Origin of the sequence: Escherichia sp. HH41S, assembly GCF_009820115.1 — a bacterium.
GTDB lineage: Bacteria > Pseudomonadota > Gammaproteobacteria > Enterobacterales > Enterobacteriaceae > Escherichia > Escherichia coli_F.
This window is the reverse complement of sequence record NZ_VNXE01000007.1, coordinates 149,211-165,041: the sequence shown is the minus strand read 5'-3', so window position 1 is coordinate 165,041 and position 15,831 is coordinate 149,211. Positions and strand designations below refer to the sequence as shown.

Annotated in this window: 12 protein-coding genes; 3 read left to right on the top strand and 9 right to left on the bottom strand. The window is 45.1% G+C overall.

Annotated elements, in window-relative coordinates; all coding sequences use genetic code 11:
• Nucleotides 1-114: 114 nt before the first annotated feature.
• Nucleotides 115-2,520, top strand: coding sequence for a type III effector (locus FQZ95_RS01810; RefSeq protein ID WP_160529815.1), 2,406 nt, complete (start codon nt 115-117; stop codon nt 2,518-2,520).
• Nucleotides 2,521-2,656: 136 nt separating this feature from the next.
• On the opposite strand, the gene yieH is transcribed toward FQZ95_RS01810, so the two are convergent.
• Entirely contained in the window at nt 2,657-3,322 is a 666-nt protein-coding gene (yieH, locus tag FQZ95_RS01805) for a 6-phosphogluconate phosphatase (RefSeq protein WP_032185525.1), read from the bottom strand.
• A 167-nt stretch (nt 3,323-3,489) separates the two neighbouring features.
• Here yieH and adeP point away from each other — a divergent pair, with 167 nt between their 5' ends.
• Complete coding sequence (gene adeP / locus FQZ95_RS01800; protein WP_032185524.1) at nt 3,490-4,827, top strand: adenine permease AdeP; 1,338 nt, start codon at nt 3,490-3,492, stop codon at nt 4,825-4,827.
• A 53-nt stretch (nt 4,828-4,880) separates the two neighbouring features.
• Here the strand turns inward: adeP and yieF are convergent, their stop codons facing one another.
• The 7 genes from yieF to tnaC all read right to left on the bottom strand — a co-directional run bounded on the left by yieF (nt 4,881) and on the right by tnaC (nt 11,666).
• Nucleotides 4,881-5,447 carry a class I chromate reductase YieF gene (yieF, locus tag FQZ95_RS01795; protein ID WP_001291118.1) on the bottom strand — a complete coding sequence of 189 codons (567 nt, stop codon included), beginning with the start codon at nt 5,445-5,447 and terminating at the stop codon, nt 4,881-4,883.
• A 21-nt stretch (nt 5,448-5,468) separates the two neighbouring features.
• A complete protein-coding gene (locus FQZ95_RS01790) occupies nt 5,469-6,218 on the bottom strand; it encodes a 4'-phosphopantetheinyl transferase family protein (protein ID WP_160529814.1) in 750 nt (249 codons plus the stop codon).
• A 156-nt stretch (nt 6,219-6,374) separates the two neighbouring features.
• Nucleotides 6,375-7,334, bottom strand: a complete 960-nt coding sequence (gene yidZ, locus FQZ95_RS01785; protein ID WP_105272118.1) for an HTH-type transcriptional regulator YidZ — start codon at nt 7,332-7,334, stop codon at nt 6,375-6,377.
• A complete protein-coding gene (mdtL, locus tag FQZ95_RS01780; RefSeq protein WP_160529813.1) occupies nt 7,309-8,484 on the bottom strand; it encodes a multidrug efflux MFS transporter MdtL in 1,176 nt (391 codons plus the stop codon). Before mdtL ends, yidZ begins: the two co-directional genes overlap by 26 nt.
• Before the next feature lie 132 nt (nt 8,485-8,616).
• Nucleotides 8,617-9,864 (bottom strand): low affinity tryptophan permease TnaB, encoded by a 1,248-nt coding sequence (gene tnaB, locus FQZ95_RS01775; protein ID WP_160529812.1) that lies wholly within the window; start codon nt 9,862-9,864, stop codon nt 8,617-8,619.
• Nucleotides 9,865-9,955: 91 nt separating this feature from the next.
• Nucleotides 9,956-11,371: a tryptophanase gene (gene tnaA / locus FQZ95_RS01770; protein ID WP_001365206.1), complete on the bottom strand. Its 1,416-nt coding sequence runs from the start codon at nt 11,369-11,371 to the stop codon at nt 9,956-9,958.
• A 220-nt stretch (nt 11,372-11,591) separates the two neighbouring features.
• Complete coding sequence (tnaC, locus tag FQZ95_RS01765) at nt 11,592-11,666, bottom strand: tryptophanase leader peptide (protein WP_001364348.1); 75 nt, start codon at nt 11,664-11,666, stop codon at nt 11,592-11,594.
• 400 nt (nt 11,667-12,066) lie between these two features.
• On the opposite strand from tnaC, the gene FQZ95_RS01760 reads away from it, so the two are divergent.
• On the top strand, nt 12,067-14,238 hold the full coding sequence (locus FQZ95_RS01760) for a ShET2/EspL2 family type III secretion system effector toxin (RefSeq protein ID WP_105288200.1): 2,172 nt from the start codon (nt 12,067-12,069) through the stop codon (nt 14,236-14,238).
• Nucleotides 14,239-14,385: 147 nt separating this feature from the next.
• Here FQZ95_RS01760 and mnmE read toward each other — a convergent pair whose 3' ends face one another.
• Nucleotides 14,386-15,750 carry a tRNA uridine-5-carboxymethylaminomethyl(34) synthesis GTPase MnmE gene (gene mnmE / locus FQZ95_RS01755; protein ID WP_001282361.1) on the bottom strand — a complete coding sequence of 455 codons (1,365 nt, stop codon included), beginning with the start codon at nt 15,748-15,750 and terminating at the stop codon, nt 14,386-14,388.
• Nucleotides 15,751-15,831: the final 81 nt, after the last annotated feature.

Below are 15,831 nucleotides of genomic sequence, written 5' to 3'. Positions count from 1 at the left end.
GTCTTCACTAGTAATATAAGTAACACTTGTTGCTAACCTGGCTAGCGGTAGTGTTAATTAACAATCTAGATGTCGTTATTTTTAAACACCCTAATATTGCACATCGGAGGATTTATGGTTGCTAAATTAAGATCAGATGTTCTTATAAATGCTAATCCCTTTTCAGAGGTGAAAAATGAGAAGCATAAGCATAACGGATATTCTGACAAGGTTACTTTAGATATTAATAATAAGAAATACGATGTAAATTTTAAGGATATTGAAAATATTCTGGATGGTAATGGGGCATTATTTAAAAAACGTACACTGTGGGAGTTTATTCGCGATCTTTTTCCCGGATCGCATATTAAACAAGTTAAAAGCTTAATTTACGAATTTGTGACAAAAAATGATAATAAAGCGGAGATGTTCAAGAATATTAAATCTCTGGCCAAAGTAGAAGAACAATGGCGATTTAGTACTACTACAGATTTTACCACAAATGAAAATAATGAAGTGGTTGTGTGTAGATCTTTTAATCTCTACACGGGGGAGACTGTAAATGAGGCCGATAAGCATCAAGTTTTTTCTGAAAGATTCACTCTTGATAACTATCTTGATGATTTACATTTTGATAATTCTCCCATGAAGAGATTAAAGTTTTCTGATAATGCTGTAAAACTTACGACGCTTATTAAAAATAAAATTCCTGTTTTTGATACAACTATCAATTTAACTTCGTTGCCTAAAGATGTATTAAATTCATTAAAATATTGTAGTTTTAAAAATGTAACTTTTTCAGGAAATATAGAAACTCCGACCCTTGAAGGCCCAGTTTTTGAAAATTGTTATTTCGAAGATTGTAAGTTCAACAACATACATTTTTATGATCCTAATGAAAAAACTGCAGAGTCAGGAAATGAAAAATCAATAATAGGTATGTTTAAAGGTTGTTTTATTTCTAAATGCGAAATAAATCATTATAGTTGTGAGACGTCTCAAGTCTACACCGTTAAACAACCCGTCAATATCCAAGAAAAATTAGGGGCTTATCTCTTTATGCAGTCTTTTGTTCAAGACTGTACAATTCAGGGAGGTAGTTGTCCTGGATCGAGTATACTTCTGAGTCATTTTTATAACTGTGATATCACAGGACTTGAAGCTCCTGGAATGAAATTTTTGGCAAACTCATTCAACAAGTCTAATAATAATTACATCAGGGGGAGGGATCATGGGCTAGTATTTAATAATTGTACTTTGAACTATATTAAAATAAACAGTGGTCTTGGTGAAGCTGGTTCAGGTAAATATATGTTTAACCCCATTGAGTATTTTTCTGAACGCATTGAAAGAAGATCGAGAACTCTTAAGTTAGATGATAATTTTATTAAATGTGCAGACAATATTAATAAAGGTATTAACTCTTCATATAGCAATGAAAATACAGAGAATAATAACGTTTTCTTTAAAAATAGTCGTTTGCGCGGGGCGGAACTGGGCTATTGTTACAGAGAGGACAGACTCGAAGGCTGTTCTATCGATTCTGCTACAATTTATTCACAAGGTAGTCTTACCGATAAAAAATACATTTATATGAATATAGACGGAGCTATAAGTAAAGAACAAATACCAAATTTCATAAGTCAGGCAGATGCTCTATATAAAGACATAGTGGAACTTAGAAAATCCTTGCCAAATACTCGGCTAATATATGAAAAAGCATTTGCAGAATTACAGTCGTTTTTGTCCGCACTCTATAATGAAAAAGGATCGTTTAAAGAGGAATTTTCTTTTGATATTGAAAAAGTTAATTTTTTTATTTTCAAAGATATGCATGGTAGGGCACAACATATCATTAATAATATGATAGGAAGTGACAGAATTAACTTTGTTGAATCTGTCATAAAAGAAATAATTTCGCAGTCAAATGCACAAGAAGATCCTAAATATTCAGAAGGATTTATCCGAAAAGAAAGGCAAGAGTCTCATAACCAATTTGATAGAAATTTAAATTTTAAATTTAAAGATCTTGTCCCCCTATTTGACGATGTTGATATAGACAACATTAAAGCGCTAAAAAATCAACTAGAAAAAATAAAATCTTTTAAAGAATTTTACGACTCAGCACTCAATAATTTTGCTTTCGATTTTCAAAATCTAGCAGGTATATTTAAAATTAACAAGGAAAGTTTAATCCAATATTATCAGGAAGTAAAAGAGTCCAATGAGGGTTACGAGGACATATTGCAAAAAATTAACGAATTAACAAAAGAACATAATAAAATTGTGAAAGAGAAAGCACAACTAGTTAGTGAAAACAAAGATAATTTGACGCGTAATGATATACAAAGAAAATTAAATAACTTTAAGATTGATATTGATAAAATAGATGATGAAATACGAACTTACCAGGATATTGTTCAAAATTATAGTCGGGAGAAAAAATATAAAAAGTATAAAAAACTCAGTGAAATAATCTTGAATGTTATTACATGGTTCGATAAATATCCCGATATTGTGAAAAATATAACCCAGGCTTAGCTAAGCAGAGAGTGATTGACTGGACGAATAACGACATCAATTTTTGAAAGGGAAACATACGCTTACTCATCAGACACTTGGTAGTCTTTATCTCAAACCAGCGTGACTGATGTGTAAGCGTTAAAGTTCGGAGCAATTAACGCGCTATATCCCAGCCGCGTGCCTTCCAGAGCGCAGGCAGTTGCGCCAGCTCGGTAAAGGTGGTGACTTTCGGGTGAACGATCGGCTTATTGTGCGGGTCAGCGCAGAAGTAAAACACTTCCATACCGGCATCTATCCCTGACTGCGCACCGGCGCTGGAGTCATCGACCAGAATGCAGTTTTCAACGTTCACATTCATCGCTTTTGCCGCATGGAACATTAATGCCGGATCGGGCTTCCAACGCTGGATATCGTAGCCGCTGAACAGTTTTTCCGGGAAGTAGTGCAGCATATTGAGCTTACCAAGCGAATGCTGCATTTTGCTCACCGGGCCATTAGAAACCACGCACATCGGCACGTTAACGCTCGCCAGCAATTCGTTCGCTCCCGTGATGACCTCTAGTTCGCTATCAAACAGGCGGGTGACTTCTGCGCGGTAAACGTGCTCTGCATCGGCCTGGACCATCGTCACGCCCTGCTCTTTACTGATGATATCGATGATTTCATAGAGTTTTACGCCTTTAAAACGGGTAAAAATCTCTTCCAGGTCAACGTTAATGCCAAATTCCCTGAACATCGTGACATAGGCGCGAGAGCAAATGACCTCGCTATCGACCAGCGTACCATCGCAGTCGAAAAATACCGCTTCTATCTGGGACATGTCTTTCCTTTATCATTAGTTTAACGTTTTCGTCATGCAAATTTGCACAACGCAATCGTTGCCGTATAAGCAAATACAATGAAAAAAAGTTTTCTTCAGCCGTCCATATTGTCTCATTTTGGTATACGATAGCGACGGATTTTCCCTCCTTAGTTCGGAAATAGATAATGAGTCAACAACACACAACCCAGGCTTCTGGTCAGGGGATGCTGGAACGCGTGTTTAAACTGCGCGAACATGGCACGACGGCTCGGACCGAAGTGATCGCCGGTTTTACCACCTTCCTGACGATGGTTTACATCGTTTTTGTTAACCCGCAAATTCTTGGCGTTGCTGGCATGGACACCAGCGCCGTCTTCGTCACCACTTGTCTGATTGCTGCATTTGGCAGCATTCTGATGGGACTGTTTGCTAATCTGCCAGTTGCACTGGCACCAGCAATGGGCCTGAACGCATTCTTCGCTTTTGTGGTTGTACAGGCGATGGGCTTGCCGTGGCAGGTCGGGATGGGCGCAATCTTCTGGGGCGCTGTCGGACTGCTTCTTTTGACCATTTTCCGCGTTCGTTACTGGATGATTGCTAATATTCCGGTAAGTCTGCGTGTGGGTATTACCAGCGGTATTGGTCTGTTTATCGGCATGATGGGGCTGAAAAACGCGGGCGTGATTGTCGCGAATCCCGAAACGCTAGTGAGCATCGGTAACCTGACTTCTCACAGCGTGCTGCTGGGTATCCTCGGCTTCTTCATCATCGCTATTCTGGCCTCGCGCAATATTCACGCGGCGGTGCTGGTTTCTATTGTGGTGACGACGCTGCTGGGCTGGATGCTGGGTGATGTGCACTACAACGGCATCGTGTCTGCGCCACCGAGCGTAATGACAGTAGTGGGTCATGTCGATTTAGCCGGTTCGTTTAACCTCGGTTTGGCAGGGGTGATTTTCTCTTTCATGCTGGTCAACCTGTTTGACTCCTCCGGTACGCTGATTGGCGTGACCGATAAAGCAGGTCTGGCGGATGAGAAAGGTAAATTCCCGCGCATGAAGCAGGCGCTGTATGTCGACAGTATCTCTTCCGTGACCGGTTCGTTTATCGGTACTTCTTCTGTTACGGCGTATATTGAGTCCTCTTCCGGCGTTTCTGTTGGCGGTCGTACCGGTCTGACGGCAGTGGTTGTTGGTCTGCTGTTCCTGCTGGTTATCTTCCTGTCGCCGCTGGCGGGAATGGTGCCGGGATATGCCGCAGCTGGCGCGCTGATTTACGTTGGCGTGTTGATGACCTCAAGTCTTGCTCGCGTGAACTGGCAGGATCTTACCGAATCCGTTCCAGCGTTTATTACCGCCGTGATGATGCCGTTCAGCTTCTCGATTACCGAAGGTATCGCACTGGGCTTTATCTCCTACTGCGTGATGAAAATCGGTACCGGACGTCTGCGTGATCTAAGCCCGTGCGTAATCATCGTTGCGCTGCTGTTTATCCTGAAGATTGTGTTTATCGACGCTCACTAAAATCGATAGCGCGTTAAAAACCCGCCATGCATGATTGCTGGCGGGTTTTTTATTTAGATCTTAACTCGCTGAATAAACTCACCAAATGCGGTTAATTGCCCGGTCAGGTGGTCAAGCGTACCCTGATCAATCACTTCTCCGGTTTGCGGATCAACTTTGTTCTGAATCACGCCGCCCATAAATTCCGGCTTGTTCATCACCATTGCATCGAGAAAAACCAGAATCTGGCGCAGGTGATACTGACAGCGCGCGCCGCCAATCACGCCCATTGAGCTGGTCTGAATCAACACCGGTTTACCAGCCAGAGGTTGATCCGGCAGGCGGGAAAGCCAGTCGATGGCATTTTTCAGCCCGCCCGGTACCGAGTAGTTATATTCCGGCGTGACGATCACCACACCGTCAGCCTGACGGATCTGCTCCGCCATAGCTTCTACCGTTGCGGGAAAACCTTCTTCCTGCTGTACATCAGCGTCATACAGGGGAATGTCGGCAATGGAAGGTAATGCATTGATTTCCATGCTAGCAGGAGCAATTTTCGGCAGGGTACGTGCAACCATGCCATTAAATGAGCCTTTGCGCAGGCTCCCCAGTAACGTAACCACCTTCAATTTTTCAGACATAATGACTCCTGTGGTTGTCTATCAATTTGGCGAAAAAGACTTCACGGTAGAGAGTTGGGCAAAACGCATCATCCGGCTGGTAGGATTGTTGGCGCGGCTGTGAATATCCGGCAGGCTTTTCCAGCCGCGTTTGCCATCTAACTCCCAGACACTGAGCTTTTCAATTGTGGGCGTGACCGCCACGGACCACACCAGCACGTCCTCCGCGTCGCATAACGCTTCTACATGATTTACATGAGCACATTTCAGGCGTCCGGCAATGGGCAGCAGCTGCAGATCGCGCGGATCGTCATTCAAAACATCACCGGTTAGTTTTAGCACGCTTCGGCGCAACGTGATGAGTTGCGCCCGCGCTTCGTTAGGATCGTTTTGTTTACTGATCCATAGCGATTCATTGCTGGAAAAGGAGTGGTTATCGAGCGCGTGTGGGCTATGAAACCCGCGCGTCGCACGCTGCAGTTCCATATCGAGGCCACATTCACCTTCGGTTGTTAGCGCCACGCCAACCATATTCCCGGCATAAGAAATAGAAAACGAGGGCAAATTTTTATCACTGAAAACCGGTTTTCCTTTCGGCAGGGTGACGATTTCCGGTAATTCGCCGATGCCATACAGCATGAACATCAGTTCTGCGAGTAAACCTCTGGACGCCAGGAAACGGCTTTGACGATGAGGGGGAATATTTCGGGCTTCTTGATGACACTGGGAGGAGAGACGAACAGAAATCAGATGTCCTTCCGTTAAAATCCCTCGGGCAAAGTGAGTCGCCATTTTTCGCTCCATGCTTAATGGTCCATTATGAATACAAGAGTAATCATTTACTGGAATGATGGACAGACTAAAGCAGCTAAAAGTTCGATTCAGACAATCTTATTACAACTATTTTACATTTTATTGTGAAATAGGGTTGCGTTTCATACGATTCGGTTATGCCATCGACGCGTAAAGATTTTTAATGGTTTCCCGTAACCAGACGATCTTCGGATTATGGCTGTTCCGTTTATGCCACAGTAGGGTAAAAGGGACTTCCAACTTTTTTTGCTGGCTTTCGTCAAACGGGAGAGGTAGAGCAACTAACGGCAGTTGGTGGAGTTGATTGTAGTACTGACAGTAGCGTGGTGCGGTCGCCAGTAGCAGATTGTCGGGCTGCGCTGCCATAAACAGTGACTGCTCGAATTCCGGCAAACTCATAGCAATCGTGCGTTCGCGCCCCAGCTCCTGTAACACATTGTCCAGCGCCCAGGTATCGCTCTGTTCCCAGCAAATGCTGATATGTGGGTAACGTAAAAAGGTATCCAGATCCCACGCTTCATGCAGTGCTGGATGATCTTTGCGCAACCAGACGCAGGGCACATCACTAAACAGTACTTCATAATCAATGGCTAATGGCAGCGAACTTAGCAGCTCCCGCGAACGGGGATGGCTTTCGCGACCGGAAAAACCAATATCCACTTCGCCACGGGTAATCGCATCCAGTGAATCATAATCCCAGTTGCGCAATTTGATCGTCGCCTGGGGGTAACGCTGGTAGATCTGCTTAGTCAGCGTATTGAACATGATCATCATCAGCGGCGATTCCGCCGCCAGTTCAAACTTAAGACCGCGCGGCGTTTGGTGGTGCGGTTTATCCAGCAGCAGATTGCTCATTTGCATCCACTCCGCCAGATTTTGCTCCATGCTGACCATTAGCGGTGTGGGCGACAGGCCCAGCGGTGAGTTCACAAAGAGCGGGTCGTCAAACCACGCTCTTAACTTTGCCAGCGACTTACTCACCGCCGAAGGTGTCACGTTCATCCGCTTCGCCGCTTTGGTTACGCTGCGCTCCTGCATCAGCAGTTGCAGACAGAGCAGCAGATTGAGATCAAGCGTGGTGATGGATTTCTTCATGAGCGGCAACCGGGCGTCCAGGCGCGACGAACATAATCAGCAACAGGCTCACTATGCTACAGGCAATCAGAATCCCGATCAGCATATTCCATGCGCCGATACCAACCACCGCTGCCAGCCAAATCCACAGTGACGATCCGCAAACTTGCGCAATACCTAAGGTCGAGCTGGCTACGCCCGCGCGTAATGAAAACGGCCCTAACGCCTGACTCATCGCTACGCCAAAACCTACCGAGAAACCGGAGCAAATCAGCGTGATACCAAACAGAGAAACCGCATGGGAAGGTGAAACGGCAAGAGTGATACCTGCCGCCAGAAATAACACCTGTGAGGTGATCATCAACGTACGTGGCTTAAAGATCCCCAGTGCAAATGGCGTGGAGAATGAAACGGTCATGCTGACTCCTGCGGTCAACGCCATTATGGTGGCGTATTCTCCGCGCTCAAAACCCATGATTTCCATCATCAATACCGGCGACGTATTCACGAAGGTGAGGATCACCGAAACGCTGAGGGTGGTGATTACCACACGGCTGAGGAAAAACCGGTTAAGCAGCGACTCGCTATTTTCTCGTGGTTTGTCAGAAGCTGCGGGGGCGGCAGGGCGCGTTTCTTTTAAAATAAACAAAGACAACATCAGTACTGCGACGCCCATCGTTGCCATCGTCCAGAACAGACTCTGCCACGGGAATTTAAGCATAATCAGGTGTCCGAGCACTGGCGCTAACACCGGAATGATGCAGGTAATACCGTTGAGTAACGACAGCACTTTTGCCCGACGTCGATCATCCAGTGTGTCACGTAAAATGGCGAACGCCACCACGTAACAACAGCCTGCGCCTAACCCCTGTAGAAATCGCCCTGCAAGAAATAACGTGCTGGTTTCAGCCAGTGAACAGAACACCGAGGCGATAATAAATAGCGCCGCGCCGGGTATGGCGACAGGCTTTCTCCCTGAACGATCGGCCACTTTACCGGCAAATAACATCGCTGCCGCCATACCTGCCAGATAAACGGAAAACGCAATATGCAACTGCGCTTCGCTGGCATTGAGATCGGCGGCGATGCGCGGTAAACCAACGAGGTACATATCAATCCCGGCGGGATAAAGTAAAACCAGGGCAAAACTACAAATCAAAAAGCGGGACATGGGCTAAAGCGTCCTGATAGTAAGGTGACGCAAAGCATACGTGGTGAAGCAGAATCAGGCGAGTTGCCATTTGGACATAAGTGATTTCCTGACAGGCAAGAAGCCAGCTATTTCGCTGGCTTCTTAAACGGATTAGCCAAATTTAGGTAACACATTAAAGACGTTACCGAACCAGCATAAAATTACGGTTATACCAAAGAGAATGACAATCGCCGGAATAAGATTGCCGCCCCAGACCGTGAACATCTGGTTGGGAAACTTCTTGCGAGCTTTGATTGCCAGCACTGCGGGGATAATGACTGCCCAGATGGTGGCGCACAACCCGGCACCGCCGATCCCGTAAATAAAGCCGTTCGGGAAGATCAGATACAACAACGCGGGTGGCAGGAAGGTTAACAGCACGGTTTTGAAACGCCCGGCGTGGGAGTTATCAATCTTAAACAGATCCGCCAGATAATCGAACAACCCCAGTGTGACACCAAAGAACGAACTGGCGACAGCTAAGTTAGAGAACACCAGCAGGCAAAACTCGATAATGCCTTGCTGTTTGGTGCCGAGGAACGATTTCACCAGCGAATCAACGTTGCCGCCTGAAGAGATAATCGCCTTAAAGCTTTCTCGCGGAATGTTCCCCATCGTGCAATAGAGCCAGAAGAGATAAATCACCAGCGCCAACAGCGAACCGAAAACCACGCTTTTGATTAGCTTATCTTTGCGTTTGCCATAGCAAATAATCAGGCTGGGAATATTGCCGTGGAAACCAAATGACGCCAGACACACCGGCAAAGCCATAAAGATATACGGGAAGTAAGACGTTCCCGCCGTGGTGCTGGTGGCATCGCGCAGAATGGAGTAATCGACCTGGAAGAAGAAAGAACCAAACACGATCACAAAGGAGATAATCTTCAGCCCGAGGAACAACGAGGTAATACGGCTGGCGGCTAACGAGCTTATCCACAATACGCTGGCAACGAAAATGGCTGTGCAGATCCCGACAATACGTGGATTAGCGTGATAACCCAAATTCATTGATATCGTTTCACTAATGATCGCACCATTAGCAGAGATATAGGCATAAGTGAGGATATAGAGAACGAAGGCAACGGTAATACCGCTGATAATGTTCCAAGTGTTACCGATTAAATCTTTGGTGATGGTGTTAAAACTGGAGCCGACGGGATAATTTAAATTTGCTTCTAATAATAATAACCCGGAATGAAGCATCGAAAACCAGGCAATGATAAGGATAAAGGCACCCCAGAAAAACCAGGCACCGGCAAGATCAACAGGTAAAGCAAACATACCTCCACCGATTACTGTACCTGCTATAACCATAACACCCCAAAATGCAGAGTGCTTTTTTTCAGCTTGATCAGTCATGATGCCACCTTTAGAGGAAGGCTATTTTTGTTATTGAAGATGTAGGGAGTTAGAGTGGCTAACATCCTTATAGCCACTCTGAATGTATTAATTAAACTTCTTTCAGTTTTGCGGTGAAGTGACGCAATACTTTTGGCTCATAGGTAAAGGTTAAACCTTTAATATTCGCCGCGTTCTCTTTCACATGTTTGAAGGCTTCAATAATGAAGTCCATATGTGTTTGAGTATATGTTGCGCGCGGAATGGTTAAACGCAGCAGTTCAGCCGGGCATGGCAGTTGTTTACCGGTTTTCGGATCGCGGCCTAACAGGAAAGAGCCAATTTCTACCGCACGGATACCGGCGACTTTATACAGCTCGCAGGCCAGCGCCTGTGCCGGGAACTGATCTGCCGGGATATGCGGCAACAGTTTACCTGCATCAACGAATGCCGCGTGACCGCCCGCCTGCTGGCAGACAACGCCAATCTCTTCCAGACCATCGACCAGATACTGCACCTGCGCGATACGATAAGCCAGCCAGTCCAGATTCATGCCGTCATACAGACCTACCGCCAGACGCTCCATCGCGCCGCCTTCCAGGCCGCCATATGTCGGGAAGCCTTCCTGTACCACGCAAAGGGTTCTGCACTCGGTGTACACATCAAAGAAGCTGTCGTCTTTCACGCATAGCAGGCCGCCCATCGGCACCATTGCATCTTTCTTGGCGGACATGGCCAGCATATCGGCATATTTGTAGGTTTCGCGGGTGATCTGCTCGATAGTCCAGTCTTTGTATTCTGCTTCACGCTGCTTGATGAAATAGGCGTTTTCGGCAAAGCGTGCGGAGTCCATGACCACCGGAATATCGTATTTCTTCGCGATGCTGTACATCGCTTTTAAGTTTGCCAGTGAAACCGGCTGACCACCTGCAGAGTTACTGGTGATGGTTGCAACGATATACGGCACGTTATTCGGGCCAACTTCTTCAATACCGCGTTCTAATCCCTCAAGGTCAAAGTTGCCTTTAAAGTCGTAACGCACGCCCGTATCGAAGGCTTCTTTGATATAGACGTTACGCACGGTACAGCCGTTGATCTGGCTATGGCCCTGCGTGGTATCAAAGAAATAGTTAGAGAACGCCACCATTTTGCTGCGATCCAGGCCCTTTTCCTGCTCGCGTTTTTTAATCAGAACTGGAATATAGATTTGCTCTGCGCCACGGCCCTGGTGAGTCGGAATAGTGTATTGATAACCAAAGATATTTTTCACTGATTCGGCTAACGCATAGTAGCTGCGGCTGCCGCTGTAGGCTTCGTCGCCGCGCATCATCGCGGCCTGCATACTCTGCGTCACTGCCCCGGTGCCGCTGTCGGTCAGTAAATCGATAAACACATCTTCGCTATCCAGCAAGAACGGGTTCATACCGGATTTAATAATTGCCTCTTCACGGTAAGCGCGAGTCGTACGTTTTACTGGCTCAATAACACGAATGCGGAATGGTTCAGGGAGATGTTTAAAGTTTTCCATTACATAATCCTTCATTTATTTTAATTACAGTGATCCCTGTGAATATGATATTTGCAATATCTATTAATTCGCCAGTTATATATGCCAAGACCATCATTTACTAAAGCAAGTAAATAAATGAGAGACAGCCTTTGCATAAGGCAAAATTAAGATATAGCAAACAAATAGATCACATTGAATCTAATCGGTTTGGCTTTGGTGATGGTTACAGAAGGGCAAATCAAGGGCGGTGATCGACAATCTTGTTGTCAATATTGAACCATTTTGAGGTCACACATATATGTAAGATATTCATAATGCACTTATCCTCGAAAGACACGAGGCTACAGTATAATACTCAAGAAATTTGTCTATGCTGAAATTGTTTAAATGTGAATCGAATCACAATTAGTTATTGGCTGTGTTTGTGGGAGCTGGCGTATACGGAATATTAACATAAATCCGTGGGTGGATAATTTTTTAATTTTTATCATTATTGTTGAAGGTGATGGCATTGATTATAGGGATACCATTACAAGGAGCTTTTTCCCACGTTGACGTGTCGCGGTTTACTCACCTCATTACCAGGTCGATGACCTTATAGGGAAATGACGTAAAAAGACGAATAACTCTATAAATGAGCGAAATTTGATAGTTGATATTTAAATAGTAACCTTATTATTACTACAACTTTCATATGAATGAGGAGAAAGGAAATGGTTGATAACGTAACTGTTGGCAGAGTATGTGTACAATCTTCTTCTTTCATACCTGATTTGGATGGAGGAAAAAATAAAACTCAATTAATCGTTGACGATATAGTGTTGTATCTTAAAAATCCTTCAGTTTATTCACTTGAAAAAGCGGGTTCATTAAGTAATTTTGTTAATAATAGCAGTGAGATTGAACCATGGGTTTTTATCGGTGGTGGACTTATTATTATTGTCTCAACATCTGAGCAAGACCCTGAAAGTATGATTGTAACTGTGGGGGATGCTGAAGGAAAGTATGCTACACAGATTTTTGTACCGCCTGCGCTTACAACATCCCTCAAAGATATTTTTATTCGCTCTCATACGAACGCAGATGATGAGAGTTTTACTAAAGAGCAGAAAAAAGCTAATAGTAAATATGATATTGTAGATTATAACTGTAAGGTTTATTTTAATGAAAAACCAGAAGATTTAGTCGTGTGCAGGCATATTTCTCTGCAGTATTGTATAGATTCAATGAATGAAAATACAGGTAAAGTTCCATTGAAGGAATGCTATTCAACTCCAGAAGGGATACAGCAACATTTTCCATACGAGCTTGATCAGCAATTTGATAATCTAATAAACAATCCACCACCAGGTACATGCGTCGTTGCTAGTGACAAGTTCGGGGAGATATTATCTGTCTTCTTTCACAGAATGGAAAAAGAGAAGTTAACGCATATGGCGGCAATCGTTAAATCTCAAAAACACGCTATGGCCGTCCGCTTGAGGATAAAACAAACGCCTGCCGGAGAAACTGAATATGTTGTATCCTTTTATGATCCTAATGCAACCAATACTGCAGTACGCTATAAAGCAAAAAACTGTGATTCTTTTGGGTCATTACAATCATTTATAAATATTGAGTTGGCGAATATAAAATGGGTAAAAACAGAGATTTGCTCCGAGTGTGTAGGCATAATTCCTTATCTCCCTCGAGAGCAGGCCCATTTATTAAGTGGTATAGAAAATGAATTGCAACCACCATTATCACCATCAGCATTATATCTATTAATGCAAATGGGGACGTATGAAAATATTGTTCTTTTTTTCGATAAGTTAAGAAATTCCCAAGAAATGACAGTATCAAAGGTTCTTGAGATTCTTGCTGCTAAAGGACCAGGGGGAACATATGGGTTATATATGTCACTGCAACACGATAATCTTAATAAGATTAATGAATATATAACAAATTTAAAAGAGTTGGCCCGAAAATTTAACTTTAGCCGGGAAGACCTGGAAACTCTACTCCTTGCGAAAGATAACCGTGGTGTGAGCGCGATTTCTGTAGCGTTATCAAAAAATAAAAAAGAAAGTGTCAAGGCATTGTTCTTGGCGATAGATGACTTTGAGAAAGAGTTTGGGGTAAATAAAAATGAAATACTTCTTTATATAGGAAAAAAAATATGCTCAACTTATGATTTAAATAGCGCTATTAAAACCAATAATTATAATGTTGTTAATATATTGCTCGCCAATATAAAAGCCAAAATGTTTAAAAATGAAATAAATAAAGAAGATATATTGAAACTGATGGCTGCAAGAGAAAAATGGACGGGGGAGTCAGACAAATGGACGAAGGCATCAGGCTTATATTCTGCGATAGTGAAAGGGTATACGGAGATTGTTGCCGCCTGGATGGAGACAGCTGATGTGATAGCCAGCCATTATGAAAATGATAAAGATGTGGTGAGCGAACTACTGTCGCTGAGCAGAAATAATGCCGTCTGCTCTTTGCATATTGCAAGCTTTAAGAAAATGAGTAAACAGGTCATTGACGTATATCTGAATGCGGCGATTCGCCTGGCGTTGCAACACGGATTCACTTTCGATGAAATTGTGGAGCAGTTTACCCGTGACTTTGATGGCAAGCCATTCTCTCATGTGGTAAATAACGGGGATGATATACATATGGGACTCTGGCTGAAAATATTCAAAATTGTGGTTGGTGAAAATGAAAATTACCTTAAAGATGTGATGATGCAGCTGGAAGAAAAGAATAATGAAGGTAAATCTGTAATAAGTCAGGCAAATGGCAATCCTGTACTTAAAGAACTATTCTGGAAAGCAGTAGACGAATTTAACTTTCCGCAAGAGGAGCTTAATAGGTTAAAGCAATATCGTTCTCTGTAAAGACAGGACTGCAAGGTGTTTAAAGTCGCTCCAGCCAGTAGCAAATGCAGTTTCGGTGCAGGATGCTCATAAAAAACAAGCGCTGTTCCGTTCTGATAGTTAGTTTCCCCAGAACGGAACAGTGCCCTTTATATCAATTTAGACGACTCACTTACCAATACAGAAGCTGGAGAAAATCCGCCCCAGTAGGTCGTCTGAGGTAAATTCTCCGGTGATCTCGCTTAAATTCTGCTGCGCCAGACGCAGTTCTTCCGCCAGCAGCTCACCCGCCCAGGCACCTAACAGTTGCGCTTTACCCTGTTGCAGGTGCTCTGCCGCCTGTTCCAGTGCCTGTAGGTGACGACGACGCGCCAGGAAGCCGCCTTCCATGTTGGTGTCAAAGCCCATGCTCTGTTTGAGATGGTTACGCAGTACGTCCACACCTTCACCAGTCCTTGCCGAGAGACGAATTAACGCGTGACCGTTCACTTCACTCATCCCCAGCGTTTCGCCGGTGATATCGGCTTTATTGCGCACCACAGTGATCGGCAGTTTCGCTGGCAGACGGGCGATAAACTCCGGCCAGATCTCTGCTGGATCAACGGCATCCGTGGTGGTGCCATCAACCATAAACAGCACACGGTCGGCCTGTTCAATTTCCTGCCATGCGCGCTCGATACCAATACGCTCCACTTCGTCACTGGCTTCGCGTAATCCGGCGGTATCGATGATATGCAGCGGCATTCCGTCAATGTGGATATGCTCACGCAGTACGTCACGCGTGGTTCCGGCGATATCAGTCACGATTGCCGCTTCACGGCCCGCCAGCGCGTTCAGTAGGCTTGATTTACCGGCGTTTGGACGCCCGGCAATGACGACTTTCATCCCTTCGCGCAACAAGCTGCCCTGACGAGCCTCGGCGCGTACTGCGTCGAGATCGGCAATCACGTCATTGAGCTGGGCTTCAATTTTGCCGTCGGAGAGGAAATCGATCTCTTCATCGGGGAAATCAATTGCCGCTTCGACGTAAATGCGCAAGTGGGTGAGGGCTTCCACCAGATGGTTAACCCGTGCGGAGAACGCGCCTTGTAGCGAGTTTAGCGCTGAGCGCGCCGCCTGTTCCGAGCTGGCGTCGATAAGGTCTGCAATCGCTTCGGCCTGGGCTAAGTCGAGTTTATCGTTAAGAAACGCGCGTTCGGAAAACTCACCAGGACGGGCAATCCGCAGGCCGGGAATAGTCAGAATGCGTTTTAACAGCAGGTCGAGGATCACCGGACCGCCATGGCCTTGCAGTTCCAGCACATCTTCGCCGGTGAACGAGTTCGGGCCAGGGAACCATAGCGCAATCCCCTGATCGAGCACGCTGCCATCGGCGTCTTTAAACGGAAGATAATCGGCGTAGCGCGGCTTAGGCAGTTTACCCAGCACGGTTTCGGCAACCTCACGGGCTTTGAGGCCGGAGATGCGCAGGATGCCAACGCCGCCACGTCCCGGAGGCGTGGCCTGGGCTACGATAGTGTCATTATCGCTCATGATGTTCCTGTTGCTTTGTGTGGCGGATGCGCGGTGCTTATCCACCCTACGAAAAGAAAAAAGGCGGTCAACTGACCGCCC

Bases quoted from the DNA above. Each gene is read 5' to 3' on its own strand.
- FQZ95_RS01810 (WP_160529815.1), top strand. From the start codon at position 115: ATGGTTGCTAAATTAAGATCAGATGTTCTTATAAATGCTAATCCCTTT.
- yieH (WP_032185525.1), bottom strand. From the start codon at position 3,322: ATGTCCCAGATAGAAGCGGTATTTTTCGACTGCGATGGTACGCTGGTC.
- adeP (WP_032185524.1), top strand. From the start codon at position 3,490: ATGAGTCAACAACACACAACCCAGGCTTCTGGTCAGGGGATGCTGGAA.
- yieF (WP_001291118.1), bottom strand. From the start codon at position 5,447: ATGTCTGAAAAATTGAAGGTGGTTACGTTACTGGGGAGCCTGCGCAAA.
- FQZ95_RS01790 (WP_160529814.1), bottom strand. From the start codon at position 6,218: ATGGCGACTCACTTTGCCCGAGGGATTTTAACGGAAGGACATCTGATT.
- yidZ (WP_105272118.1), bottom strand. From the start codon at position 7,334: ATGAAGAAATCCATCACCACGCTTGATCTCAATCTGCTGCTCTGTCTG.
- mdtL (WP_160529813.1), bottom strand. From the start codon at position 8,484: ATGTCCCGCTTTTTGATTTGTAGTTTTGCCCTGGTTTTACTTTATCCC.
- tnaB (WP_160529812.1), bottom strand. From the start codon at position 9,864: ATGACTGATCAAGCTGAAAAAAAGCACTCTGCATTTTGGGGTGTTATG.
- tnaA (WP_001365206.1), bottom strand. From the start codon at position 11,371: ATGGAAAACTTTAAACATCTCCCTGAACCATTCCGCATTCGTGTTATT.
- FQZ95_RS01760 (WP_105288200.1), top strand. From the start codon at position 12,067: ATGGTTGATAACGTAACTGTTGGCAGAGTATGTGTACAATCTTCTTCT.
- mnmE (WP_001282361.1), bottom strand. From the start codon at position 15,750: ATGAGCGATAATGACACTATCGTAGCCCAGGCCACGCCTCCGGGACGT.